Source organism: Flavobacterium sp. 1355, from assembly GCF_017833415.1.
GTDB lineage: Bacteria > Bacteroidota > Bacteroidia > Flavobacteriales > Flavobacteriaceae > Flavobacterium.
On sequence record NZ_JAFICC010000002.1, the window covers coordinates 160,796 to 186,552 of the forward strand.

Annotated in this window: 23 protein-coding genes; 17 read left to right on the top strand and 6 right to left on the bottom strand. The window is 34.4% G+C overall.

Annotated features, from left to right (window positions below):
* Positions 1–155 precede the first annotated feature (155 nt).
* Both JOD96_RS03110 and JOD96_RS03115 read right to left on the bottom strand, forming a co-directional pair.
* Complete coding sequence (locus tag JOD96_RS03110) at positions 156–1,712, bottom strand: RagB/SusD family nutrient uptake outer membrane protein (protein WP_209562807.1); 1,557 nt, start codon at positions 1,710–1,712, stop codon at positions 156–158.
* Between the two features lie 29 nt (positions 1,713–1,741).
* Positions 1,742–4,798, bottom strand: coding sequence for a SusC/RagA family TonB-linked outer membrane protein (locus JOD96_RS03115; protein WP_209562808.1), 3,057 nt, complete (start codon positions 4,796–4,798; stop codon positions 1,742–1,744).
* A 563-nt stretch (positions 4,799–5,361) separates the two neighbouring features.
* Between JOD96_RS03115 and JOD96_RS03120 the strand changes: the two genes are divergently transcribed.
* On the top strand, positions 5,362–6,051 hold the full coding sequence (locus JOD96_RS03120) for an NUDIX hydrolase (protein ID WP_209562809.1): 690 nt from the start codon (positions 5,362–5,364) through the stop codon (positions 6,049–6,051).
* Between the two features lie 75 nt (positions 6,052–6,126).
* On the opposite strand, the gene fsa is transcribed toward JOD96_RS03120, so the two are convergent.
* Together fsa and JOD96_RS03130 are read right to left on the bottom strand one after the other, a co-directional pair.
* The gene (fsa, locus tag JOD96_RS03125) at positions 6,127–6,783 is read right to left on the bottom strand and encodes a fructose-6-phosphate aldolase (protein ID WP_209562810.1); all 657 of its coding nucleotides are present in this window, start codon (positions 6,781–6,783) and stop codon (positions 6,127–6,129) included.
* A gap of 284 nt (positions 6,784–7,067) precedes the next feature.
* Positions 7,068–8,066 (bottom strand): GntR family transcriptional regulator, encoded by a 999-nt coding sequence (locus tag JOD96_RS03130; protein ID WP_209562811.1) that lies wholly within the window; start codon positions 8,064–8,066, stop codon positions 7,068–7,070.
* Positions 8,067–8,167: 101 nt separating this feature from the next.
* Between JOD96_RS03130 and JOD96_RS03135 the strand changes: the two genes are divergently transcribed.
* From JOD96_RS03135 to JOD96_RS03160, 6 genes are all read left to right on the top strand, one after another.
* Positions 8,168–9,223 carry an aldose epimerase family protein gene (locus tag JOD96_RS03135; RefSeq protein WP_209562812.1) on the top strand — a complete coding sequence of 352 codons (1,056 nt, stop codon included), beginning with the start codon at positions 8,168–8,170 and terminating at the stop codon, positions 9,221–9,223.
* 35 nt (positions 9,224–9,258) lie between these two features.
* Positions 9,259–10,419 carry a galactokinase gene (galK, locus tag JOD96_RS03140; RefSeq protein ID WP_209562813.1) on the top strand — a complete coding sequence of 387 codons (1,161 nt, stop codon included), beginning with the start codon at positions 9,259–9,261 and terminating at the stop codon, positions 10,417–10,419.
* A 16-nt stretch (positions 10,420–10,435) separates the two neighbouring features.
* Positions 10,436–11,497: a UDP-glucose--hexose-1-phosphate uridylyltransferase gene (locus tag JOD96_RS03145; protein ID WP_209562814.1), complete on the top strand. Its 1,062-nt coding sequence runs from the start codon at positions 10,436–10,438 to the stop codon at positions 11,495–11,497.
* A gap of 245 nt (positions 11,498–11,742) precedes the next feature.
* Positions 11,743–13,428 carry a sodium/sugar symporter gene (locus JOD96_RS03150; RefSeq protein ID WP_209562815.1) on the top strand — a complete coding sequence of 562 codons (1,686 nt, stop codon included), beginning with the start codon at positions 11,743–11,745 and terminating at the stop codon, positions 13,426–13,428.
* A 107-nt stretch (positions 13,429–13,535) separates the two neighbouring features.
* Complete coding sequence (locus tag JOD96_RS03155; RefSeq protein WP_209562816.1) at positions 13,536–13,874, top strand: L-rhamnose mutarotase; 339 nt, start codon at positions 13,536–13,538, stop codon at positions 13,872–13,874.
* A gap of 117 nt (positions 13,875–13,991) precedes the next feature.
* A complete protein-coding gene (locus tag JOD96_RS03160; RefSeq protein ID WP_209562817.1) occupies positions 13,992–14,597 on the top strand; it encodes a hypothetical protein in 606 nt (201 codons plus the stop codon).
* 156 nt (positions 14,598–14,753) lie between these two features.
* Here JOD96_RS03160 and JOD96_RS03165 read toward each other — a convergent pair whose 3' ends face one another.
* Both JOD96_RS03165 and JOD96_RS03170 read right to left on the bottom strand, forming a co-directional pair.
* On the bottom strand, positions 14,754–15,152 hold the full coding sequence (locus tag JOD96_RS03165) for a helix-turn-helix domain-containing protein (RefSeq protein ID WP_209562818.1): 399 nt from the start codon (positions 15,150–15,152) through the stop codon (positions 14,754–14,756).
* Between the two features lie 134 nt (positions 15,153–15,286).
* Complete coding sequence (locus JOD96_RS03170) at positions 15,287–16,537, bottom strand: NAD(P)/FAD-dependent oxidoreductase (RefSeq protein WP_209562819.1); 1,251 nt, start codon at positions 16,535–16,537, stop codon at positions 15,287–15,289.
* A gap of 101 nt (positions 16,538–16,638) precedes the next feature.
* On the opposite strand from JOD96_RS03170, the gene hutH reads away from it, so the two are divergent.
* The 10 genes from hutH to JOD96_RS03220 all read left to right on the top strand — a co-directional run bounded on the left by hutH (position 16,639) and on the right by JOD96_RS03220 (position 25,752).
* Entirely contained in the window at positions 16,639–18,159 is a 1,521-nt protein-coding gene (gene hutH / locus JOD96_RS03175; RefSeq protein WP_209562820.1) for a histidine ammonia-lyase, read from the top strand.
* Between the two features lie 33 nt (positions 18,160–18,192).
* Entirely contained in the window at positions 18,193–19,422 is a 1,230-nt protein-coding gene (locus JOD96_RS03180; RefSeq protein WP_209562821.1) for a WG repeat-containing protein, read from the top strand.
* A gap of 89 nt (positions 19,423–19,511) precedes the next feature.
* Positions 19,512–20,243, top strand: a complete 732-nt coding sequence (fabG, locus tag JOD96_RS03185) for a 3-oxoacyl-ACP reductase FabG (protein ID WP_209562822.1) — start codon at positions 19,512–19,514, stop codon at positions 20,241–20,243.
* Between the two features lie 61 nt (positions 20,244–20,304).
* The gene (locus JOD96_RS03190) at positions 20,305–21,528 is read left to right on the top strand and encodes a beta-ketoacyl-[acyl-carrier-protein] synthase family protein (RefSeq protein WP_209562823.1); all 1,224 of its coding nucleotides are present in this window, start codon (positions 20,305–20,307) and stop codon (positions 21,526–21,528) included.
* 4 nt (positions 21,529–21,532) lie between these two features.
* On the top strand, positions 21,533–21,787 hold the full coding sequence (locus JOD96_RS03195; protein ID WP_209562824.1) for an acyl carrier protein: 255 nt from the start codon (positions 21,533–21,535) through the stop codon (positions 21,785–21,787).
* The gene (locus tag JOD96_RS03200; RefSeq protein ID WP_209562825.1) at positions 21,787–22,668 is read left to right on the top strand and encodes a lipid A biosynthesis acyltransferase; all 882 of its coding nucleotides are present in this window, start codon (positions 21,787–21,789) and stop codon (positions 22,666–22,668) included. Before JOD96_RS03195 ends, JOD96_RS03200 begins: the two co-directional genes overlap by 1 nt.
* Positions 22,669–22,798: 130 nt before the next feature.
* The gene (locus tag JOD96_RS03205) at positions 22,799–23,701 is read left to right on the top strand and encodes a dialkylrecorsinol condensing enzyme DarA (protein WP_209562826.1); all 903 of its coding nucleotides are present in this window, start codon (positions 22,799–22,801) and stop codon (positions 23,699–23,701) included.
* A gap of 14 nt (positions 23,702–23,715) precedes the next feature.
* A complete protein-coding gene (locus JOD96_RS03210; RefSeq protein ID WP_209562827.1) occupies positions 23,716–24,849 on the top strand; it encodes a beta-ketoacyl-ACP synthase III in 1,134 nt (377 codons plus the stop codon).
* Positions 24,849–25,277, top strand: coding sequence for a hypothetical protein (locus JOD96_RS03215; protein WP_209562828.1), 429 nt, complete (start codon positions 24,849–24,851; stop codon positions 25,275–25,277). Before JOD96_RS03210 ends, JOD96_RS03215 begins: the two co-directional genes overlap by 1 nt.
* Positions 25,278–25,284: 7 nt before the next feature.
* On the top strand, positions 25,285–25,752 hold the full coding sequence (locus JOD96_RS03220; protein ID WP_209562829.1) for an ABC transporter permease: 468 nt from the start codon (positions 25,285–25,287) through the stop codon (positions 25,750–25,752).
* Positions 25,753–25,757: the final 5 nt, after the last annotated feature.

Genomic DNA, 25,757 nt, shown 5'->3' on the forward strand with positions numbered 1-25,757 from the left:
GTAAAAATTAATTACTCTATAATCTCACTCTTTTTTAAGATAATATCACATGACAGATTTTCATTTGCCATATGATATTAACTAAACTAACTAATTCAAATCTTAGTCAGTCTCAGTCTTCAGTCGCACTGTGAACTGAGGCTAAAAATTATTTTTTAATAACTATCATTTTGCACAGTTCCAGGATTGTTGTCCTTTTCTAATTGTGGTATCGGATAATATTCTCTACCAGCGGTATAAGAATTAAATTCGGCATCTCTTGTTTTTAACCATGCGAGTTTTGCAGCATTCTGCAGCCACCCCCAACGGCGTATGTCGTCAAAACGATGTCCTTCAAGAGGAAATTCCAAGAATCTTTCGTGGCCAATTTGCTCTCTCATCTGATCCTGGGTCATTCCGGGTTTTGTGATAGCTAAATCTGGTAATCCAACTCTGTTTCTTACCATTTGAATGTAGGTATAAGCTCCGGGGGTATCTCCTGTTTCATTTAAGCATTCGGCATACATTAAAAGAATATCAGCATATCTTAACAAACGTTCGTTTATACCGGAACGCCAATCGTATTCGTCTGCAAATTCTCCATCCGAATTTTGATATTTTCTACAGAATATGTCGTTCAGGTCTGCCGGACTTGATGCATAGAAGGTGGCAAAATCTCTACCGTATAATTTTGTTCCCGGTTTATTGTAAAATATAGTCGCATCTAAACGCGGATCAAGATCTCCTGTCTTTGTTTTTTCGTCATGATATTCGTTAAACAGCACCCATGAAGGCTGTACATCTGTCCATCCAAAAGCTCTTGGTGCATACGTAATTGCACGTCCGGAGGTTTTTCCCCATCCGGATGTTGGCGCACCACCCCAGCCTAATTCAACCCCGCCGGCATCTCTGCTAAATTGTACTTCAAAAAGGGATTCGGAGTTGTTTTCATTCACTGTGGTAAAATTATCACGATAGTTAGATACTAAAGAGTAAACGCCCAAGTCTATAACTTGCTTAAAAGTTGTTCTGGCATTAGTAAAATCTTTGGTAAACAGATAGGCTTTTCCTAAATATCCTAAAGCGGCTCCTTTTGTTGCACGTCCTTTCTGACCTGCATCAGGGCCCGAAACACCTGTATAAGAAACTGGAAGTAATTCTGCTGCAGATTTAAAGTCAGCGATAACCTGAGCCCAGCCCTCTTCATTAGATTTTTGTGGATAATATACTGCCAGTTCGGTTGGTATTGGTACATTTTTGAACAAATTTACAGCGTGAAATAAATACAATCCTCTTAAGAAATAGGCCTGTCCTAAAATTCTGTTTTTTAATGCTCCATCCATTTCAATTCCGGGAACGTTTGTCAGCACCTGATTGGCGCGATAAATTCCCTGATAATATGTTTCAAAAGCCCAGCCATATATGGCCGCATCGGCTACATTTGAGTTAAAATGCCCTGCATTGTACATTGCCGCCCAAGGGCTGTTGGTACGCGCATCGTCTGCTCTTGCATCTAGCAATAATGGCGTACTCCTCATATAAGTACCGTCTGTTAATAAACTTCCGTAAGTTGCATTTACACCTAACAATGCGTCATCACCTGTTTTCCAAAAAGAGTCAACAGCATTGTTATTTGGGTCAAGCTGTTCTAAATCTTCATCTTCAACACAGCTTGTGGTTACCAAAGCGAGAGAAAAGAAAACTGCTATATAGTTGTATATTTTATATTTCATTTTAATACGTTTTAATGGGTTAAACCTGTTTAGAAATTTACTTCTACTCCTAAAGAAATTGTTCTCGGATTTGGAAGAGATCCTCCATCATAGCCTCTTGACAGCAATCCATCACTAATAAAATCAGGGTCATAACCTTTATATTTTGTAATAGTCAGTAAGTTCTGTCCATTAATATAAACTTTGGCTTTCTGAATAAATTGATCTTTTAGAGGAATTGTATAACCAATTTCCATCGTTTGTAATCTTACATAATCACCACTTTCTATGAATCGGTTTGATTCTCTTGCATTTCCGTTAGGATCACCAATAACAGGTGCCGGAACATTTGTATTTGTATTTGTAGGTGTCCAGTAATTCAATTCATCTGTATGATGATTGGTGTATTGACCAATCATTAAATTTCGGTACATCGCATTAAATATTTTATTCCCTCCGCTTCCCTGCCAAAACATAGAAAAATCAAAGTTGGAATAGGATGCACTAAAATTCAGTCCAAAACCATATTTGGGGATTGCTGATCCCTGAAAGGTTCTGTCTGCATCGGTAATTTTTCCGTCGCCATTTGCATCTTTAAATTTAATGTCTCCAGGTGCGGCTCCTGTTTGTGTTGGAGAAGCGGCTACCTCAGCAGCGCTTTGAAAAATTCCGATGGCCTCCCATGCAAAAAGTTCACCAACAGATCTTCCTACTTCTGTTTTTGCAAACGTACCGTAAAGTGGATTTCCGTTTACTCCTATTTTGGTTACTTCATTGTTCAGCGTACCAAAATTAGCCGCGATATCATATTTAAATTTATTGTGATGATTACTGTAAGAAGCTGTAAACTCCAGCCCGTAATTTTTCATGTCTCCTGCATTTGTAAAAATTTCTGCCGGAAAAGCTCCGTTAGAGAATGGCAAAGGCACCTTAACCAAAATATCGTTCACTTTTTTTGTAAAATATTCAGCCGTAAACTGAAGGTCATTATCCAGAAAGCCTAATTCTAAAGCGATATTTTTACTGGTTGTTTTCTCCCATTTTACATTTGGATCGAGTGCACTTACAACTGTAGTTCCCGGTGCAAGTTCATTTTCAAAATCATACCCTGCAAAACTATTTACAGTCGATGCAAAGAAATATTGTGGAATAGTATTATTACCTAATGTACCATAACCTGCGCGAAGTTTTATGTTGCTTACCCATTCCGGAAGGTGAATGAATTTTTCATTACTGATTTTCCATCCTCCTGAAAAAGAGTAAAAGTTTGCAGAATTATTGATCTTGCTGAAAAGAGAGGTTTTGTCTTGTCTAAAATTGGCTTGTAACAAGTATTTGTCATCATAAGAATAATTTAACCTGCTGATGTACGATATTCCCGTAATTGTAAATTCTGTTTCTCCCGCATCTCTTGAATCTGCGTATTGAAGTTTACTGATTTCTCCAGGAAGAAAACCTACGCCTTTTGACCAATGGTTATAATTGTCTCTTCTTTCCTGTATCCAGCCTGCTAATGCATCTATTTTGTGTTTGCCGAAAGAAAGTTCATAGGTTAGCAAGTTATTCATAAAAGTTCTCAATTCATGGCCATTGGCAACATCAAGTGAAGCTTCATCATTAGTGGTAATATAATACCAGCCCAAATCACTTGGCGGCATAAATTTTCTGTTTTCCCAGTCCGTTCTGTCGTAGCTTACATCCAGTTTATATTTAAGACCTTTTACGATTTCAATTTCTCCCCAGATATCTCCAAGAAAGCGATTTCTTTTTCCACTGTTTTCTATGAGATTATTAAATCCTATCGGATTCATTGAAATAGCTCTTTGTGTCAGATTATCAGTTCCGCCATACCCCCCAAGTCTGTTTGAATCATAAACCGGCATTGTAGGAATAGCACCCAATATATCACTGATTACTGTTTGTCCGGCATTGTATTCATTAAAAATTTCTTTGTCAGATTGTGTGTATCCTAATTTAAACCCGTATTTAAAACGTCCTTTTTTACCATTCAGGTTCAGGTTGGTTGATAGTCTCTCATAGTCCTGAGGCGTTCTAACGTAACTTGTGTTTTTAAAATAATCTACATTAAAACTATACGCTATATTTTCTGCTCCTCCGGCCAAAGTCAATGCCTGATTTTGTACAACACCTGTCTGCAAAGCTTCCTTCTGCCAGTCTGTATTGACATTTGCGATATAAGCCGCATTTGTCGGATCATTACCCGGAGCAATGCTCTCTGTAACACCTGCTCTTCTGTCCCTGTTGCGCTCTGCTTCGCTCGTAATTTTCTGGTAACCCAAACGATCGGTAACATCCCATTTTTTGGTCACATTCTGAAGGCCGACAATTGATTTGAATTTAACATCCATTTTGCCTGCTTTTCCTTTTTTGGTTGTAATGATGACCACTCCGTTGGCACCTCGAACACCATAAATTGCTGCCGAAGATGCATCTTTAAGAACCTGCATAGATTCTATCTCCCCAGGAGCAAAATCATAAGGAGCATCGACCATAATTCCGTCAATTACAAAAAGAGGATTATTATTTGTAAACGAAGTAATTCCTCTAATTTTGATATTTACAAATCCTCCCGGTTCTCCTGACGATTGCACTGTTACGCCTGCAACCTGTCCCTGAAGCATTTTTGCTGCATCATAAGTGACTGTCTTTTTTGCCGATTCTATGTTTACTACACTTACTGATCCTGTAAGATCGGCTTTCTTTTGTGTACCGTAACCTATTACGACTACCTCATTAAGTTTATTGGTGTCTTCAGTCAAAACGGCATTAATTGTTGATTGGTTTCCTACCGTTATTTCTTTGTTATTAAATCCTATAAATGAAAAAACTAAAACATCATTTTGCGATGCCTTAATTATATACTCTCCATCAAAACCAGTCACTGCGACTGTCTTGGTTCCTTTTATCATAATGTTTACGCCCGGCAATGGCAGATTGTCCTGTCCGGAGGTAACAATTCCGCTAATCGTTTTGCCCTGAGCCGACATTTGATTAACAGAAAACAGCAGCATTAATAATGCTAAAATCCATTTTTTTCCTGGCAATAAAAAATTGCAATAAAAAAGTAATTGTTGGTTTGTTATCATAGTGGTTTTTAAGTTGGTTTAGTTAAGTAAAGTATAAGTGTTAATTCTACATTTGTAAATTTAAATAAAAAAAAAGCTTAAAAACAAATTAATATCATAAAAAAAGGTGTGAAAAAAAATGCATATCGCAATTTAAGTGTAAAACAAACATTTAAAGTTTGATATTATTTTAAAAAAATGATCTTTTTATGGCTTTATTTGTGTAAAAACTACACTTTTTGATAAAAAGCCACTTTTTAAGCAAAAATCAAGTGTTGATAAAATTTTGTAAAATATCTGTTTTATAAGTATTTAAAAATATAAATATTGTTATTTTTGTACATAAAATCTTATTATATCGCACGATTTTTTAGACATTGTGAACACTTTAAATCAAAAAACTATCCTTAACTGTCCTGTTTTCTACTAAAAAAAATTAAAAAAGAAAATCTTGAACTTATTTTTATAATAAGAATCATTTTTTAAGACTATTTTTGAAAGGTTATTTATATAAGTGTATTATACACATTAATAAATTATGAAACGAATAAGGAAGTTTATATATTTACACTAAAAAATTGAATATGCTAAACAGTTATAGCTCTGCTGATAAAGCTTTATTAGCAGTAGATTGCATCATTTTTGGATTCGATAATGAGGGGCTGAAAATACTTTTGATAAAAAGGGACTTTGAACCAGAGAAAGGAAAATGGTCTCTTATGGGGGGGTTTTTAAGACGCGATGAAGTATTAGACGATGCAGCTATCAGAGTTTTAAATACCTATACGGGATTAAATGATATTTACATGGAGCAATTGCATGCTTACAGTGAAATTAACCGTGATCCTGTCGAAAGGACTATTTCGGTTTCTTATTATGCATTGATAAATATCGAAAACCATAATGCCGAACTTATTAAAAATTATCATGCACAATGGTTTAGTGTGGGCGAAGCGCCTAATTTAATTTTTGACCATAATGAAATGGTGCAGCACGCCATTAAAAGATTGCGTTACAGAACTTCTATCAAACCAATTGGGTTTGAGTTACTGCCTGAGAAATTTACAATGCGTCAATTATTAGAATTATATGAAGCAATTTTAAGCAAGGAATTAGACAAACGAAATTTTATTAGCAAGATCAATTCTCTTGAAATCCTGAATAAACTGGAAGAAAAAGATATGCAGTCTTCAAGAAAAGGATCTTATCTCTATACTTTTAATAAAGAGAAATACGAAGAAAAATTATTGAATGATTTTGTATTAAATCTTTAAAAACAAAAACCTGAAAGCTCCAACTTTCAGGTTTTTTTCTACAATAAAACTACTGGTAAATAAAAAAAAATCTTTTTAGCTGTTTCCTTTTTTGTAATCTGCCAGGAAAGTAGCCAATCCGATATCAGTAAGCGGATGTTTTAATAAACCTTCAATTGCACTCAACGGTCCGGTTATAACATCAGATCCTGTTTTGGCACAATTTATAATATGCATAACGTTTCTGACCGAAGCTGCTAAGATTTGTGTTTCAAAACCATAATTATCATATATTAATCTGATTTCTTCAATCAGTGCCATTCCATCTGTAGAAATATCATCCAGACGGCCAATAAAAGGCGATACATAAGTTGCTCCGGCTTTGGCCGCCAATAGGGCTTGTCCAGAAGAAAATACCAAAGTACAATTGGTTCTGATGCCTTTATTCGAAAAGTACTTAATGGCTTTTACGCCATCCTTAATCATCGGGATTTTTACCACAATCTGCGGATGCAGCGCTGCTAATTTTTCTCCTTCGGCGATCATGCCTTCAAAATCAGTCGAAATAACTTCGGCACTCACATCACCGTCAACTAATTCGCAAATTTTTACATAATGGTCCAATATATTTTGTGCACCTGTAATTCCTTCTTTGGCCATCAATGACGGATTTGTGGTTACTCCGTCTAAAATTCCTAAATCGTTTGCTTCTTTAATATCTTTTAAATTGGCTGTATCTATAAAAAATTTCATGTTTTCTCTTTTTTAAGTTTAATGTTAAAGTGGTTGTGGTTTAATTGATAGTAGTTTTTTATTTTGTGCGGAGGTTAAATTATAAAACAGGCTCATTCTGTTTACTAAAAAACACCAAACGAATAATAAGTGTAGAATTTACATTTGCAAATGTAAGTAAAATAATTTCACAAAAACAAGAAATTGTTTTTCTATTTTATTTATCAAAAAGACGAGGATATATCAAACAAAAAGTTTTTTGATTGCCATATAACGAAACATTTAATTAAAAACAAACAAATTATTCACAACGAATTTCGCAGGATCAATGATGACTTATTTTCAATTTGTTCTTTTTTCCCTTTAAGAACCATTTCGGCCAAAATTTTTCCCATAGCTTCAAAATGAGTAGAAATCGTAGTAATTCCGCTGGCAACAATTTTTTTCAGTGGCGTTTCATTATAAGAAATAATTCCAAAATCATTACCTAATTTCAAATTTTGCTTTCTTGCATTTTCAATGACATTTACAAGATCACGATCGTTGGGTATAATGTACAAATCGCCTGTTGTAATTTCCCTTGCTGCGAATTCAGTTATTACTTCGTGCTCAAAATTATATTCAGTACAGAAATCTTCAAACCCCAATTTCATCCCGAGCGGTTCCCTAAATCCGGGGAATATCAGAATAAGCTTTTTATATTTATTTAATCTGGTTTTTCCTTTTAGCAAACCTTCAAAAATATCTTTTTTGTGGTTCTGATAAATTGCCGGGTATGATTTTAATTGCGGATTGGTCTGGTCCAGTATGATTACTTCATTTACTGGTAGGGTTTTTATAGAATCTACTACATCGTTTAAGTCGGTCGGCATAATTATGTATTTGGTATAATTTCCGTTACTGTCATTTATCAGTTTTTGAAAAACTTTGACATTAAAGTGATGAAAGAAAATATCGACCTGAACATTCTTTCCGATGTTCTTTAAAAACGAATTATAAATATCTTCCTTGAAAATATTCAATTCATCAAAAAGTAAAAAAATCCTTTGTTTTATAGTAGTTTCAACGCTTTTTACATAATAGCCTTTGCCTGGAATTGCATAAATAATTCCTCTTTTTTTGAGTTCGTCATAGCTTTGCAAAACCGTATCGCGCGACAAGGAAAATTCCAGACAGACTTTATTTACCGATGGAAGTCTGCCACCTTTTAAAAGTTTTCCATCTTCAATTGCTTTCTCAATTGAAAGAATTATCTGCTTATATTTTGGCTGGCCGATATTATTTTGTACAGAAATTACGCTCATAAAAATTAGAATTTTGCTGCAATATACAAAAACTGGTAGGTACTGGTATACAAATATTTGAAATGTTTCTATTTTTGGATTTCATTTTTGATAAAAATAGCATGGAAATAAAACATAAATCGCATTTTCAGAATCTATCTGGTTATAAATTGTTTGGTATAATGCCAGATAAGGAAGAAATTTATTCTTTTGAATTAACCAACAAAAATGGAATGAAAGCTCAGATTATCAATTATGGAGCAACAGTAACTTCATTACAAATTCCGCTATCAAATGGTAAAATTGTCGATGTTGTTTTAGGTTTTGACAATCTGCAGGCGTACCTGGACTCTTATAATTTGCCAAGTGCCCCTTATTTTGGTACAACAGTTGGCCGTTATGCAGGAAGAATACACAATGCATCTTTCAAAATAAATGATAAAACTTTTCAGCTTTCTCCCAATAATAATGGCAATACTTTGCATGGTGGTAATTTTGGTTTTGGCAGAAAGGCATGGAATGTTACTGATATCACTTCGGGCGAAAATCCCTCGATTACTTTTGGACTTTTAAGTGACGATTACGATGAGAATTTTCCGGGAGAGTTACACGTGTACTTAACTTATACGCTCACAGAAAAAAACGAATTAAAATTAGAATACAAAGCCACCACAACGGAAGATACGGTTATTAATCTGACGCATCACAGTTATTTTAACCTCAACGGTCATGACTCTAATGTTTTGGACCATGAAATGTTTATCAAATCTGCAAAAATGCTGGAGACAGATGAAAATAATATTCCAACGGGAAATTTAATTGATCTTCTGAATCACGATTTTGATTTTAGAACACCAAAAAAATGTCCGTTTCCGATTGATAATTCTTTTGTTGTAAACTCAAAAACAGAAGTTATCGCAAAATTAATCAGTGCAAAAAGCAATCTGCAAATGAGTGTTTATACCGATCAGCCAAGTGTACATATTTATGTTGGAGGAAATTGCTTTGATACATTAAAAGGAAAAGAAAACACAGCTTATCATCCGTCAAGCGGAATTTGTTTTGAAACGCAAAATTTCCCTGATGCACCAAATCACAAACGTTTTCCGAATTCTGTTCTCAAAAAAGGAGAAGAATACATGCAGAAAACAGTTTACAGATTTGAAAATTTAAACTAATAAAACAAGAACAACACACCTACAATTCCAAAATAATGAATGACATTCTAATACAAAACACAACGGCATTTTTTGAGAAATCTTTTGGTTCCACACCTCAAAAAATTGTACTTTCTCCAGGAAGAATCAACATAATTGGAGAACACATTGATTATAATGACGGATATGTTTTACCGGCGGCAATTGACAAAGTAATTTGTTTTGCTTTTGAAAAAAACAACACCAAAAAATCCAAGGTCATTGCCATTGATCTAAACGAAGAGCTTGAAGTTGATCTGACGCAGCAAATAAAACTAAGCGATGTGGTCTGGACCAATTATATTCTTGGTGTTATCAAACAATTGCAGGATAATGGTTTTTCTTTTGAAGGTTTCAACTGTGTTTTTAGCAGCAATATTCCGGTTGGTTCCGGATTGTCGTCTTCGGCAGCTTTGGAGTGTGGAATGATTTTCGGAATAAAAGAACTCTTTAACCTGAAAATAGAAAAGGTAGACATTTCATTATTAGGCCAAAAAGCAGAACACTGGGTTGGTATCAATTGCGGAATTATGGATCAGTTTTCAAGCGTTCATGGCCTTGAGAACAAAGTAATAAAATTAGATTGTAATACCTTAGAGTTTGAATATCACAATGCCGATTTTAAAGATTATTCTTTGATTTTGATGGACAGCAATGTCAAACATTCGCTTTTTACGTCAGAATATAATACAAGAAGAATTGAATGTGAAGAAGGATTGGCCATCATTAAAAATCATTTTCCTGAAATAAAAAGTTTCAGGGATTGTACTGAGGAGCAGCTTGTAAGCATTGAGGATAAAATGAATCCGACTGTGTTTAAAAGAGTGCATTTTGTAGTGAAAGAAATTAACCGTGTCATAAAAGCCTGCGAAGCATTAGACAGCGGAAACATTGAGCTTTTGGGAGCATTGCTTTTTGAAACTCATTATGGTTTATCTCAGGAATATGCCGTAAGCTGTGCCGAACTCGATATGCTAGTAGACACTGCAAAAGCAGATGACGCTATAATTGGTTCCCGCTTAATGGGTGGGGGTTTTGGTGGATGTACCATAAATTTAATAAAAAAAGGTCATGAAAATGAGGTAAAAAATAAGTTTTCAAATCTTTATTTAGATACATTTGGGATTGAATTAAAATTTTATGATGTAAAAATCTCAAACGGAACAACACTATTTTAATACCACTACAACGACAATGAAAAATTTTGACATCAACGAGGATCCTCACAGACGATTTAATCCGCTAATTAACGAATGGGTTTTGGTTTCACCTCATCGTGCAAAACGTCCCTGGCAGGGACAAAACGAAATCATTTCTACAGAAGAATTGCCAAAATACGACGAAACTTGTTATTTATGTCCGGGTAATGTTCGCGCCAACGGAATGAACAATCCGAAATACGAAAGCAGTTTTGTATTTGAAAATGATTTTGCTGCCATGAAGCAGGACGAAATTATGTTTGAGGAAGATATTAAACATACTTTTTTTAAGGCACAGCCGGAACGCGGAATTTCTCGTGTGGTATGTTTTTCTCCAAGGCATGACCTTACTCTACCCGAAATGAGTATTGACGGAATTGAGAACATCATCAAAACCTGGCAAAAAGAATACACCGATCTAGGAAACATCAAATATATCAACCACGTTCAGATTTTTGAAAATAAAGGAAGTGTGATGGGATGCAGCAACCCGCACCCGCACGGTCAGATCTGGGCACAATCATCATTGCCTACGCAGGTTGAAAAAACACAAAACAGCCTAAAAGCCTATTTTGACAAAAACAACAATACATTACTGGCAGACTATCTTCAGGCAGAGTTAAAATCCGGAGAACGTATAGTAATCGAAAACGAGCATTTTGTAGCGCTGGTTCCGTTTTGGGCAATCTGGCCTTATGAAACGATGATTATAAGCAAAAGAACTTTCGGAAGAATTACTGATTTAACTCATGAAGAGGTTACCTCTTATGCCAAAATATTAAAACAGTTAACCTCAAAATACGATAATTTATTCAACACCTCTTTTCCGTATTCGTCAGGAATTCATCAGGCTCCTACAGATGGCTTATTGCATCCTGAATGGCATTTCCATATGCATTTTTATCCGCCTTTATTACGATCTGCAACGGTTAAGAAATTTATGGTTGGATATGAAATGCTGGGAGAATCTCAAAGAGATATTACACCGGAAAAAAGTGCTGAGATATTGAGAAAATTATCAGATGTACATTATAAAAGTACTGCCAAAGCGATCTAAAAAATCAAATTTAACATAATATCCGTTTATAAATGTTAAAAACACATTTGTAAATGGTGTCAATTTAGATTTTTATTTTACTTTTGGATTCTGTTGTTTTTTTTCTCAAAAATATAACAGAATAAAAACACATATCATATTTAAAACCGAGTTAATTAATAAAAACAATAGTTTGAGATTTTCAAAAATTACAAACCTTAAAAATAAACAAACAATCACCTTTACTAATTTTTAAAAGACTAACAATGAACCAGAACCTTGCTCTCGCAGATTATGCGGTTTTTATTATTTATTTCATCGTTGTTTCCGTCTACGGTTACACAGTTTACAGTAAGCGTAAAAAAGACGAACACGATGCGAAAGCTTACTTTTTGGCAGAAGGAAACTTAACGTGGTGGGCTATTGGAGCTTCATTAATTGCTTCAAACATTTCAGCTGAACAATTTATAGGAATGAGCGGTGAAGGTTTCTTTCTTGGAATCGCCGTTGCTGCTTATGAGTGGCTTGCTGCTGTAGCTTTGATCATCGTAGCCGTTTGGTTTATTCCCGTATATCTTAAAAATAAGATTTACACCATGCCACAATTCTTAAAAACACGTTATAACGAATCGACTGCATTGATTATGGCCGTTTTCTGGTTGTTTTTATATGTATTTGTAAACTTAACTTCCATCTTATATTTAGGAGCTGTTGCTATTAACGGTCTTGCCGGAGGAGAATATCTTCACGTAATTATGGTTGGTCTGGCTGTATTTGCTTTAATCATCTCTTTAGGAGGTATGAAAGTTGTGGCTTATACTGACGTTATTCAGGTTGCGGTTTTAATTATCGGAGGTTTGGTAACTTCATACATCGCTTTAACAACTGTTGGACAGTATTTTGGAGTTGGAGAAAATGCAATTGCAGGATTTAAGGTTTTAATGAAAGAAGCTCCTGAGCATTTCAAAATGATTATACCAAGACCAACTGCCAATTCATCGCAGCTGGATATCGATAAATATTTAACTTTTCCTGGTTTAATGTCTTATGTTGCCGGTATCTGGATCATCAACTTAAACTATTGGGGATGTAACCAATACATTACACAAAGGGCTTTGGGTGCCGACTTGCAAACTGCCCGTACAGGTATTTTATTTGCCGGTATGTTAAAATTATTAATGCCATTAATCGTAATGTTACCTGGTATCGCTGCTTATGTTTTATACCAAAACGGGCATTTACCTCAATTGGTTGGAGGAAAAGACGGAGCTTATTCTGCCGTATTGACTTTCTTGCCAACTGGTTTAAAAGGACTTTCTGTAGCGGCACTTACGGCTGCAATTGTAGCTTCATTGGCCGGAAAAGTAAACAGTATCTCTACGATTTATACATTAGATATTCATAAAAAATACATCCAGAAAGAAGCCGGAGAAAAACAACAGGTAAATATTGGTAGAATTGCCGTTTTTGCTGCAATGCTTTTAGCTGTATTATTTACATGGAATGATGTTTTAGGAATTGGCGGTGTTGGTGGATTCACTTACATCCAAAAATATACAGGTTTTATTAGCCCTGGAGTTTTTGCAATGTTCTTCCTTGGTATGTTCTGGAAAAGAACAACAGGAACTGCTGCAATCGTTGGTGTAATTTTAGGATTTGTTTTATCTGTATTATTCAACGAATATGCACCTGCCTTATTCGGAAACGAAACTTTATTATACACAGCTTATCCTAATGGAAAAGGTGCGTTCGAAATTCCGTTCCATATTTGTATGGGATTATCATTCTTCTTTACTATGCTGGCGATGATCTTAATCAGTTTTGCTGGTCCAAAAGTAAATCCTAAAGCGTTTGAAATTGACTCTGAAATGTTTAAAGTAAAACCACAAACTACAGTTTTAATCGTAATTACATTATTGATTATTGTAGCGTTGTACGTTAAATTCTGGTAGTATAATTTTTTACTATATTATTTTTTGAAGCATAAAAGACTGTCTGTAAACGACGGTCTTTTTTGTCTTATTTCATTTATTAGAAAAAACAAAATCCAACTTTTTTTATGTCCACACAAAAATTTTGCTTAGCCTTAGATCTAAAAGAGGACCAAAAATTAATTGAGGAGTATAAACAACTTCATCAAAATGTCTGGCCTGAAATTGTAAAAAGTATTAAAGACTCGGGAATTACTGTTCTGGATATTTATTGCTCCGGAAATAGATTATTCATGATAATTGAAGCCGATGCTGATTTTACATTTGATAAAAAATCAAAAATGGATGCCAACAATGAAAAAGTCCAGGAATGGGAAACCTTAATGTGGAAATTTCAGCAGGCATTGCCCTGGGCAAAACCGGGTGAGAAATGGGTTGTAATGGATAAGATATTTGGATTGCTTTAATTATTTTATACAGACCTCCAGCGTAATAATCTTATAATTAAAATTTAACAAGAATAAAAAGCTTTTTATCGATTGTTTTAATTTATTTTAGTCCCAAAAATTAACCTTAATAAAAAAATGAAAAAACTAATTATTGCATGCTTCTTTTTTTCAGGAGCACTATTTGCCCAGGAAATGAATATTGTTCATGGAAATTTCGACTTTTTAAAAGATCAAAAAGAAATCAACACCGAATTTGATTATAGTAATTTTACTATGATGAAAGAAAACAAAGCTGAAGCACAATATGTTGAAGAACATAAGGCTGATTTAGATAAAAAAGCAAAAGGAAACGGAAATCTTTGGGAGAAAAGATGGATTGTTGCTAAGGATCAAATCTGGACTCCAAAATTTTTAGAGATAGGAAACATTGTAATGACAAAAGCGGGTAAAGAGATAAATTTTCAGGAAGGATTAAACACACCTTATACTTTAATTGTAAAAACCGTTTGGATTTATCCGGGCTGGGATGCGGGAATTATGAAACAGCATGCAAAAGTAACGACCAATTTGAAGTTTGTTGAAACTGCAAACAAATCAAATGTATTACTTGAAATTACCAGTGTTGATGCTCCAGGAGATCAATGGGGAAATAACTTTAACAACGAAACCAGAATTGGAGAAGGATACGCCAAAACAGCAAAATCGCTTTCAAAAATGATTCTGAAAAAAGCTTACAAATAATATATAAATGAAAAAGACCCTAAATTTTAGGGTCTTTTATATTTGATTTCATGATAGAACTAATTCTTGATATATTATCTTACCTTTTACTTCTTGCATCTAAAGATAAAAAGAAGCCTAATAGCAGAAAGTAATCGTGCTTCTTGATCTATAATCTTATTTCAGTTTCATTAATTTTTCTAAATATTCCACTTTATCTTTTTCCGACTGAACTAATCTTTCATATAATTCAACAACTTTATCAAGGGGATTAAATGTTGGTTGATATTGAATATTTGAATTCATTGATGCATTATCATTATTATTGATTGTATTTCCAATAATATTAAATATTGCTTCTTCTGAAAAATTCTTAATTGCTTCAACGCTTACGCCAAGTGCTTTTGCAACTTGAATTAGTTTTTCTTCATCAACACTTTCACTGTTTTCCATTGCCGAAATAGCTTGTTGATTTGTTCCTAAAGCTTGTGCAAGAGCTTCTTGTTTCATGTCTTTTAGTTCACGAATACGGCTTATTTTTCGCCCTATATGATTTGGTTTTATTACTGTACTCATAGCTCAAAGATAATAATTAAGGAATAAAAATAGAATAGGTATCACACCTAATGGTAGTGTAAAATACGGATTAATACTTTTGCCAAAAATAATGGTTCAACAAAAATACAATTTTTCAGACAAAAAAACCCTGATTATTCAGGGCTTTGTTCTTTTTGCATATTGAGTAAATAGGCCATATTCTGGATTACATGGTCATGTTTTTTTACAAAAGGATTTTCTTCATTCCAGACATAACCTGCGAGAACAGCACAAATTTTTTCTTTTACATCGGGATTTTCCGGCTGATGGAAAAATAAAGTCTGAAGATTTCCGGTGTACCATTCTTTCACGTAAGTAGTAAAAACAGCGATACCGCGTTTCATATATTCTGTAAATTCAACCTCCCAGTCAACAGGAATTCCCTGCGACTCTTTTAGGTATAATTTGGCTGCAAGCATTCCCGATTCTGTTGCAAAAGCAACTCCGGAAGAGAAAACAGGATCCAAAAATTCAGAACTGTTTCCCGTTAAGGCAAAACCATCACCGTACATTCTTTTTACGGCTCTCGAATAATTTTCTAATTTGACCGGCTCGAATAAAAATTCGGTGCCTTTAAATCTTTTAATATAATAATCGGATAACTGAATAGCATTTTTTAAAGCCTCCGCATTATCTTTATTTTCTGAAAGTGAATTGATGAAATCGGTTGGCCCTACTACACCCAGGCTTGTGTTCCCGTTAGAAAACGGAATTACCCATAACCAGACTTCGGTTTCTAAAATATCAAATGAAATTTGAGTTCCTTCTTCTCCTTCTGGTCTGTTTATATCCTTTACATGCGTAAAAATAGAAGAATGAGGATCTAATTTAGAAGGCGTATCCAAATCCAGAAGTCGTGGCAAAACACGTCCGTATCCGCTGGAATCAATTATAAATTTAGCGTGGATTTCCTTTAAATTTCCGTCTTTATCTTTTACAATAGTTTTTGAATTTTTCCCTTCAAAAGAAACTTCCAGAACTTCTGTTTCAAATTCCAGATCAATTCCTTTTCTAATTATTTCCTGAGCCATTGTGTTGTCAAAATCGGCTCTCGGCACCTGCCAGGTCCAGTCCCAGCCTTCACCAAATTTTTTGCTGAAATCAAAAACACAAATTTCCTCTTTCCTTATAAAACGTGCGCCCAGTTTTTTTTCAAAATTCATCGCATCAAGGCTTTCAAACAGTTCAGCCTCAGCAAAATGATCCATAACCCGCGGAATAAGGCTTTCCCCAACAACAAGCCTTGGAAATTTTGTTTTTTCTACAACTTTTATCTTAACATTATTTTTATGAAGATATGATGCAGAAACACATCCAGAAGGTCCTGCGCCTATGATTAAAACATCTACAAACTCCTGTGTCATATTAGAAATGTTATAATTTATTAACTTACATTTGCCATCATCAAAATAACTACATTTATTTTGATAAATAAAATTAAATTAGCACAATCAAAAACGATTTAATGAATACAATTAATGAATATTTAAGTTTATCAGAATTTGAGTCTATTATCTTTGGAAATAATAAGGTTGTAGTCAGCGATATTGTTTTAAACAGAGTAAATGAAAGCTTTAATTTCTTAAAAGAATTTTCAGGAAACAAAGTTATTTATGGCGTAAATACAGGTTTCGGGCCAATGGCTCAATATCGTATTAAAGAATCTGACCAGATACAATTACAATATAATTTAATCAGAAGCCACTCATCAGGAACAGGAAAACCTTTGAGCCCTGTTTGTGCAAAAGCAGCAATTTTAGCAAGATTAAATACGCTTTCATTAGGAAATTCAGGCGTGCACCCTTCTGTTATTCATTTGATGGCAGAACTTATAAACAGAGATATTACGCCATTAATTTTCGAGCATGGCGGAGTGGGTGCCAGTGGAGATTTAGTACAATTATCACACTTAGCCCTGGTTTTAATTGGCGAAGGTGAAGTTTTTTACAAAGGAGACAGAAGACCAACCCAGGAAGTTTTTGAAATCGAAGGATTAAAACCTATTCAGGTTGAAATTAGAGAAGGTCTTGCCCTGATCAACGGAACTTCGGTTATGACAGGAATTGGAGTGGTAAATGTTTACCATGCCAATAAATTATTAGACTGGTCATTAAAATGTTCTTGTGCTATAAACGAATTGGTTCAGGCGTATGATGATCATTTTTCTGAAGAATTAAACCAAACAAAACGTCATAAAGGACAACAGGAAGTAGCTGCAAAAATGAGACAGAATCTTTCTGACAGTACCTTGATCCGTAAAAGAGAAGACCATTTATATTCCGGAGAAAATACAGAAGAAATTTTCAAGGAAAAAGTTCAGGAATATTATTCACTAAGATGCGTGCCTCAGATATTGGGACCGGTTTTAGAAACCATAAATAACGTTGCGTCTATCTTAGAAGACGAATTTAACTCGGCAAATGACAACCCGATTATTGACGTAAAAAACAAACATGTTTATCACGGAGGAAATTTCCACGGCGATTATATTTCGCTTGAAATGGACAAACTGAAAATCGTGATTACGAAATTAACCATGTTGGCAGAACGTCAGTTGAATTATTTATTGAATTCAAAAATCAACGAAATTCTTCCCCCGTTCGTAAACTTAGGAACTTTAGGATTTAATTTCGGAATGCAGGGCGTTCAGTTTACAGCAACCTCAACAACTGCAGAAAGCCAAATGTTATCCAACCCAATGTATGTACACAGTATTCCTAATAACAATGACAATCAGGACATTGTAAGTATGGGGACAAATGCAGCGGTAATTACCTCAAAAGTAATCGAAAATGCATTTGAAGTTTTGAGTATCGAAATGATTACAATCGTTCAGGCAATTGATTATTTAAATCAGAAAGATAAAATTTCGTCAGTAACCAGAAAATGGTACGATGATGTACGAAATATTATTCCGGAATTTAAGGAAGATCAGGTAATGTATCCTTTTGTTCAGAAAGTAAAAGATCATTTGATCAATAATTAAGCTTTTATCACATTATTAATTGAATTTTAAATCATGAAAAAAACACTTATTTTTTTGTTGCTGGTATGTATTCAATTTGTTAATAGTCAAGAACTGGCATTAGTTAAAAAGAATTCAAAATTTGGATATATTTCCAAAGACGGTTCTTTTAAAATTGAGCCTCAATACAAATCTGCCAAAAGTTTTTCTGATGGTCTGGCTGCTGTCGAAAACGGCGGAAAATGGGGTTTCATTGATACAAAAGGTGCCTGGGCAATTCCGGCAGATTTTAAAGATGCGAAAGATTTTAACAGCGGAATAGCAATTGTACAAAAAGATAAGGAGTGGGTTTATATCAACACAAAAGGAGAAATTCAAAAAGCACCTGCTTCTGATAAGTTATTTGATTTTAATAACGGTGTTGCTTTCATCAGACAAAACAATAAAGTTGGATTAATTAACAACAAAATGTCCATTGTTTTAGAACCAAAGTACGATCAGATCAAACCGTTTGAGAATGGTTTTGCAAGAGTTGAACTTAATAAAAACTGGGGAATTATAAATACCGAAGGAAAAGAATTAGTTGAGCCTGCTTATTCTGAAATCGGAAATTATTTTAAAAACACAACCTGGGCCAGAAAAGACAAAACTTTTGGAATTGTAAGTGCCGGAAAATTTATTCCGGTTGACGGAGCAGAAAAAATCTGGGATTTTGAAACACAAGATTTGACTTTTGCCAAAAAGAACGGAAAAATTGGATTCATTGACTTAAAAGGAAATTGGGTAATTACTCCTATATATGATAAAGCAAAAGCTTTCTCGAAAAATTTAGCTCCGGTTTGTGTAGGTTCAAAATGGGGATATATCAATCCAAAAGCAGAATTTGTGATTGAGCCAACCTACAGTGATGCAGAAGTTTTCAGTTCAAATGGTTTAGCACCAGTAAAAGAAAGTAATTGGGGTTTTATTAATGAAGCAGGAAAATTAGTAATTCCAACACAATACGGCATAACTTCAAACGGATTTGTAATTGCTCTTTTTGTGCAACAGGACAAAGGTTTTATCAATGGTATTGCCCGTGTGAAAAATGAAGGTAAATGGGGGTTTCTTAAACCTGACGGAACTGTTCTGGGCAACCAGTGGTTTGAAAACGCAGAAGTATTTTCGAAATCAGAAAAAAATTATGTTGCTGAAATTGCTGCTGAAAAACCTAAACAGGAAACAAAACAAGAAGCAAAACCAACTGCTAAAACAGTAAAAAAATCAGCTGCAAAAAAGAAGTAAAAAATAAATTTACATAAATAAAAGTCGACTTTATTGCAAGCCAAAAAAAGACGATATTATTTGTAACCTATAAAAAATAAACCTGATAAATGAAATGTGTATTAGTAACAGGCGGTTCAAGAGGAATTGGAAGTGCTATTTGTAAAAAATTAGCCGTTGAGGCCGATTATCATATTTTGATTAATTATCACTCTAATAAAACTGCTGCCGAAGAAACACTTCAGGAAATCCAGAAACTGGGAGCAACAGGAGAAATTTTAGGCTTTGATGTTTCGAATTTCGATGACGTACAACAAACTTTAATAAAATGGCAGGAAGCAAATCCGGATGCCATTGTTGAAGCAATTGTAAACAATGCAGGAATTACAAAAGACGGTCTTTTTATGTGGATGACCCCCGAAGACTGGAATGGGGTTGTAAATACAAGTCTGAACGGTTTCTTTAATGTAACACAGTTTTTCATTCAGAAAATGCTGCGTAACAAATACGGGCGAATTGTAAACATGGTTTCTGTTTCCGGAGTAAAAGGTACAGCCGGCCAAACCAACTATTCTGCTGCAAAAGGAGCAATTGTTGCTGCTACAAAAGCTTTGGCTCAGGAAGTTGCCAAAAGAAATATTACGGTAAATGCAGTTGCGCCCGGTTTTATCAGAACAGATATGACGAGCCAGTTAGACGAGAAAGAATTACTAAAACTTATTCCGGTCAACCGTTTTGGAGAAGCCGAAGAAGTCGCAGATTTGGTAAGCTTTTTGATTTCTAAAAAAGCAAGCTACATTACTGGCGAAATTATCAATATAAACGGAGGAATATATTCTTAAATAACCATTAGGTAAATATTAAAATTTACATTTAATGGATTAAAAAATTACTTTGAAGACGATGAATAAGAGAGTTGTAATTACTGGAATGGGAATTTATTCTTGTATCGGAACTTCTTTAGATGAAGTGAAGGAATCTTTATATAATGGAAAATCCGGAATTCAGTTTGATCCTGAAAGAAAAGAATTTGGTTTTCAGTCTGCCTTAACCGGAGTAGTTCCTAAAGTCGATCTGAAAAATTTATTGACCCGCAGACAACGTATGAGCATAGGTGAAGAAACCGAATATGCTTATATGGCTACTATAGAAGCCCTGAAGAACGCCAACATCGATGATGCTTTTTTTGAAAGCCGCGAAGTTGGAATTATGTATGGCAATGATAGTGTTTCTAAAGCTATTATTGATGCTACAGATATTGTCCGTGAGAAAAAAGACACGGCACTGATTGGTTCAGGTGCGATTTTTAAATCGATGAATTCTACGGTAACCATGAATTTATCTACGATATTTAAACTTAGAGGAATCAATTTGACAGTAAGTGCTGCCTGCGCCAGCGGTTCGCATTCTATCGGATTGGCCTATTTTTTAATTAAAGGCGGTTTTCAGGATATTATTATCTGTGGGGGTTCGCAGGAGACCAACAAATATTCCATGACCAGTTTTGATGGTTTAGGCGTTTTCTCTAATCGTGAAAGCAGTCCTGAAAAAGCCTCAAGGCCTTTTGATTCAGGACGTGACGGATTAATCCCAAGTGGCGGAGGAGCAACTCTGATCTTAGAAAGTTATGAATCTGCAATTGCCCGCGGCGCCAATATTATTGCAGAAGTTGCCGGTTACGGTTTTTCATCAAACGGCGGCCATATTTCGACCCCAAATGTAGAAGGCCCTTCTATCGCGATGCAAAGAGCACTTGATGATGCCAACCTAAAAGCATCAGACATTGGCTACATAAACGCACACGCCACATCAACTCCTGTTGGGGATGCTAACGAAGCAAAAGCAATTTTTGAAGTTTTTGGCGAAGAAAATCCTCACATTAGTTCTACAAAATCTATGACCGGACACGAATGCTGGATGGCTGGAGCAAGCGAAATAATTTACTCAATAATTATGATGCAGCATGATTTCATTGCACCTAACATAAATTTGGAAAATCCTGACGAAGACGCTTCGAAATTAAATTTAGTTAAAACTACGTTAAACAAAAAATTTGACATATTTTTGTCCAATTCCTTCGGGTTTGGAGGAACCAACTCTGCGTTGGTAGTTAAAAAGTTTAAATGAAGTGATGAATAAAGAAGAAATAATAGAAAGAATTAATAGTTTTTTGGTTGAAGAATTTGAGGTTGATGGCGATGATATTGAACCAAACGCTAATTTAAAAGATACACTAGGTTTAGATAGCTTGGATTATGTAGATTTGGTGGTTTCTATTGAATCTAATTTTGGTGTAAAACTGGTTGAAGCTGATTTTGTCGGAATCGCTACTTTTCAAAATTTCTATGATCTTATTGAAGCCAAACTAAAAGCTAAAACTGCTTAATGAACCAATGGGATGGCAAATCAAAAGGTACCGTTTTAGGCTATAGAATATTTGTTTTTTTAATAAAAAAAGCGGGTATCAAATCGGCGTATGTTTTACTTTATTTTGTTGCCTCCTATTATTTTTTATTCCTAAAGAAAAGCAATCGCGTCATTTTTTATTATTTCAAAGAAAGGCTCGGATATTCCTATTTTAAATCCAAAAAAATGGTTTTCAGAAGTTACTACACTTTTGGACAAACTATTATTGACAAAATTTCTATTTCTGCAGGAATGCGAAACAGATTTACTTATGAATTTGATGGAATAGAAATTCTGAAAAATCTCTTAGCCGAAAAAAAAGGGGGCGTTTTGATCAGTGCACATGTTGGAAATTTTGAAATTGCAGAACATTTTCTTGGCGATATAGATCTTGATTTCCAAATCAATCTTGTTACCACAGACTTAGAACATTCTGATATCAAAAAATATCTCGAAACGATCACTCAGAAACCTACCGTAAAATTTATTATCATAAAAGACGACTTATCTCATATTTTTGAAATCAATGCGGCTTTGGCAAACAATGAATTGGTCTGTTTTACAGGAGATCGCTACTTTGAAGGCACCAAATCTCTTTCTGAAAAAATACTGAACGAAGAGGCCAACTTTCCGGCCGGACCATTTTTGATTGCTTCGAGACTAAAAGTTCCTGTTGTTTTTGTTTATGTAATGAAAGAGCCAAATTTACATTATCATTTATATGCCAGAGAAGCAGCCGTGAAACATCGTGACGAAAAGGGTTTACTCAAAGAATACACACAAAGTGTAGAAAACATTATACATAAGTATCCTTTGCAGTGGTTCAATTATTTTGATTTCTGGAACCACTTTAAATCATAATTTCTTCAACTAGTTAAATCTGCCGTAAGATCACTTTTTTGTAAAACAACAATAAGTAAACGAATCTTAAAATCAAAAGTCCGTTAAAAAAAAATACCTATTTTTGCTTTCCACCAAAGATGAAACCTAAATGAAAAATGTTCTTGTTATTTATTATTCCCAATCCGGACAATTAGAATCTATTGCAAAAAATATTGCAAAACCATTCTTAAATTCTGATGAAATAAATGTAACTTTTTACGAAATACAATTAGAAAAACCATTTCCGTTTCCGTGGGACAAAACGTCATTTTTTGATGCTTTTCCAGAATCTTTTCTTCAGATTCCAAGAGAATTAAAACCTGTGCCTGAAGAAATAGTAAATACAAAATTTGACTTAGTATTATTTCATTATCAGGTTTGGTATTTGTCACCGTCTATTCCGATAAACTCATTTTTAAAAAGTGATTCCGCAAAAAAAATACTGAATAATACACCTGTTATAACCATTAGCGGTTCGAGAAACATGTGGATTATGGCGCAGGAAAAAATCAAAGTTTTATTAAAAGAGGCCAACGCCGAATTGGTAGGAAATGTAGCTTTGGTTGATCGTGTAGGAAATTTAATCAGCGTTATTACAATTGTAGAATGGATGTTTTCTGGGGTTAAGAAAAAATATTTAGGTATTTTTCCACTTCCCGGCGTTTCAGACAAGGACATTCAGGAATCGGATAAATTTGGAGAAGCAATGCTTTCTGCTTTTAAACAAAATAAATTAAGTGAGTTACAGCCCAAATTAGTAGCGCTCGGTGGCGTCTATATAAGTTCGTATTTGGTGACAGTAGATAAAACGGCGAATAAAATTTTTAATAAATGGTCAAACCTTATTTATAAAAATCAAAAAAACAGAAAAACACTTCTTAAAGTATTTAATGTTTATTTATTCCTCGCAATATGGTTAATCTCACCAATAGTATATATATTGCACCTTATTACATATCCCATTAAGTTAAAAACCATAAAAAGAGAAACTCAATATTATCAGGGAGTTTAGAAGGAAATTAGATTATGTTTGAAGTATATATTACCAAAGCTGCAAAATATTTGCCCAACGAAGCTGTTTCAAATGAGGAAATGGAAAGTTTTTTAGGCCTTATCAACGATACTGCGTCAAAAGCACGACGTATTATTTTGCGCAATAATAAAATTACAAGCCGATATTACGCAGTCGATAAAACAGGAAAAAGTACACACAGCAATGCGGAATTAACCCGAAATGCTGTTGAACAATTATTTGATGAAAACTTTACAGCCCAGGATCTTGAAGTACTTTCCTGCGGAACCTCAACACCTGATATTTTCCTTCCATCGCATGCAGCGATGGTACATGGTCTACTAAAAAATAAATCGGTAGAATTAAACTCATCAACAGGAGTTTGCTGCGCCGGAATGAATTCATTAAAATTTGGTTTCCTTTCTGTGAAATCCGGAAATTCAAAAAATGCTATCTGCACAGGATCTGAAAAAGTATCGACATGGCTTTTGGCCCAAAAATACAATCACGAAGCAACGAATCTAAAAAACCTTGAAGAACAGCCAATTATTGCTTTCAAAAAAGATTTTTTGCGTTGGATGCTCTCTGACGGCGCCGGTGCTTTTTTATTGGAAAATAAACCTAAAGGTGAATTTTCATTAAAAATAGAATGGATGGAGGCTTTTTCATATGCTTATGAATTAGAGACCTGCATGTATGCCGGAGGTGAAAAATTAGAAAACGGTGAAATTAAATCATGGAGTGATTATGCTCCGGAAGAATGGCTAAACGAATCTGTTTTTGCCATAAAACAAGATGTAAAATTATTGGATGAATTTATACTTGCTAAAGGAGCGGAAAGTATGAGAGATGCCATGAGTAAAAACAATATTACCCCTGACCAGATTCAGTACTTTATTCCTCACGTTTCTTCAAATTTTTTTGTAGAAGGGCTGAAAAAAGGATTAATTGAAAAAGGAATTGAAATGGCTGATGAAAAATGGTTCATGAACCTTTCGAGAGTTGGAAATGTTGGGTCTGCTTCTATCTATTTGGCTTTAGAAGAATTAATGAATTCCGGAAAGTTGAAAAAGGGAGAAAAAATTCTTTTATCAGTTCCGGAAAGCGGAAGATTCTCTTTTGCATATGCGTATTTAACCGTTTGCTAATGGAAATATCTTTACTGGAAAAAGAAGCTGTCGAAAATTTACTGCCGCAAAAGTTTCCTTTTGTGATGGTAGACAAAATGTATTCGTTTACTAAAAACACATTAGTTTCAGGTTTAAAAATTCAGAACGATAATATATTTTTTGATAATGATATTTTTCTGGAAGCAGGTTTAATTGAGCATATGGCACAGTCTGTTGCCTTGCATACCGGGTATGAGTTTTTTTTACGAAATGAAAAAGCTCCAACAGGCTATATTGGTTCGATAAAAGAAATTGAGATTAAAAAATTACCAAAAATAAATGATACGATCCAGTCTACAGTAACTATTATTCAGGAATTTGCCGGAATTACTTTGGTTGATATCGTAACGACTTTAAACAATGAAGAAATTGCAAACGGACAAATGAAAACCGTTATAGCTAAATAATATTTGTATGAGAACTGCTGTTGATATTCAGAATTACCTGCCGCACAGAGCACCGTTGCTTATGGTAGATTTGATTTTGAATATAGAAGCCAATTTTGTAGAAACAGTTTTCCTGATAAAAGAAGACAATATTTTTGTTAATAATGATGTTTTTATCGAAGCTGGTTTAATAGAAAATACAGCACAAACCTGTTCTGCTATAGTCGGAAAAAAATATTTTTTTAACGAGAACGGAACAGAAAATGAAGACATCAATATAATTGGTTTTATAAGCGCAATAAAAAACCTCAAAATACACGAACTGCCAAAAGCTTATGATACGATTATAACCAGAGCAAATTTGGTTTCTAAATTTGATGGCGGTGATTATACTTTATGCACAATGAGCTGCGAAAGTTTCCTCGGAGAAAAAATACTTCTGGAGTGCGAAATTAATTTGTTTATTCAAAAGACAATTTCGGCTATATTAAAATAATTCCA

Bases quoted from the DNA above. Each gene is read 5' to 3' on its own strand.
- JOD96_RS03160 (WP_209562817.1), top strand. From the start codon at position 13,992: ATGAAAAAACTAATTATTGCATGCTTCTTTTTTTCAGGAGCACTATTT.
- JOD96_RS03190 (WP_209562823.1), top strand. From the start codon at position 20,305: ATGAATAAGAGAGTTGTAATTACTGGAATGGGAATTTATTCTTGTATC.
- JOD96_RS03155 (WP_209562816.1), top strand. From the start codon at position 13,536: ATGTCCACACAAAAATTTTGCTTAGCCTTAGATCTAAAAGAGGACCAA.
- fsa (WP_209562810.1), bottom strand. From the start codon at position 6,783: ATGAAATTTTTTATAGATACAGCCAATTTAAAAGATATTAAAGAAGCA.
- JOD96_RS03200 (WP_209562825.1), top strand. From the start codon at position 21,787: ATGAACCAATGGGATGGCAAATCAAAAGGTACCGTTTTAGGCTATAGA.
- JOD96_RS03220 (WP_209562829.1), top strand. From the start codon at position 25,285: ATGAGAACTGCTGTTGATATTCAGAATTACCTGCCGCACAGAGCACCG.
- JOD96_RS03180 (WP_209562821.1), top strand. From the start codon at position 18,193: ATGAAAAAAACACTTATTTTTTTGTTGCTGGTATGTATTCAATTTGTT.
- JOD96_RS03145 (WP_209562814.1), top strand. From the start codon at position 10,436: ATGAAAAATTTTGACATCAACGAGGATCCTCACAGACGATTTAATCCG.
- galK (WP_209562813.1), top strand. From the start codon at position 9,259: ATGAATGACATTCTAATACAAAACACAACGGCATTTTTTGAGAAATCT.
- JOD96_RS03135 (WP_209562812.1), top strand. From the start codon at position 8,168: ATGGAAATAAAACATAAATCGCATTTTCAGAATCTATCTGGTTATAAA.
- JOD96_RS03205 (WP_209562826.1), top strand. From the start codon at position 22,799: ATGAAAAATGTTCTTGTTATTTATTATTCCCAATCCGGACAATTAGAA.
- JOD96_RS03170 (WP_209562819.1), bottom strand. From the start codon at position 16,537: ATGACACAGGAGTTTGTAGATGTTTTAATCATAGGCGCAGGACCTTCT.
- JOD96_RS03115 (WP_209562808.1), bottom strand. From the start codon at position 4,798: ATGATAACAAACCAACAATTACTTTTTTATTGCAATTTTTTATTGCCA.
- JOD96_RS03195 (WP_209562824.1), top strand. From the start codon at position 21,533: ATGAATAAAGAAGAAATAATAGAAAGAATTAATAGTTTTTTGGTTGAA.
- JOD96_RS03130 (WP_209562811.1), bottom strand. From the start codon at position 8,066: ATGAGCGTAATTTCTGTACAAAATAATATCGGCCAGCCAAAATATAAG.
- JOD96_RS03150 (WP_209562815.1), top strand. From the start codon at position 11,743: ATGAACCAGAACCTTGCTCTCGCAGATTATGCGGTTTTTATTATTTAT.
- JOD96_RS03110 (WP_209562807.1), bottom strand. From the start codon at position 1,712: ATGAAATATAAAATATACAACTATATAGCAGTTTTCTTTTCTCTCGCT.
- JOD96_RS03210 (WP_209562827.1), top strand. From the start codon at position 23,716: ATGTTTGAAGTATATATTACCAAAGCTGCAAAATATTTGCCCAACGAA.
- hutH (WP_209562820.1), top strand. From the start codon at position 16,639: ATGAATACAATTAATGAATATTTAAGTTTATCAGAATTTGAGTCTATT.
- JOD96_RS03215 (WP_209562828.1), top strand. From the start codon at position 24,849: ATGGAAATATCTTTACTGGAAAAAGAAGCTGTCGAAAATTTACTGCCG.
- JOD96_RS03120 (WP_209562809.1), top strand. From the start codon at position 5,362: ATGCTAAACAGTTATAGCTCTGCTGATAAAGCTTTATTAGCAGTAGAT.
- JOD96_RS03165 (WP_209562818.1), bottom strand. From the start codon at position 15,152: ATGAGTACAGTAATAAAACCAAATCATATAGGGCGAAAAATAAGCCGT.
- fabG (WP_209562822.1), top strand. From the start codon at position 19,512: ATGAAATGTGTATTAGTAACAGGCGGTTCAAGAGGAATTGGAAGTGCT.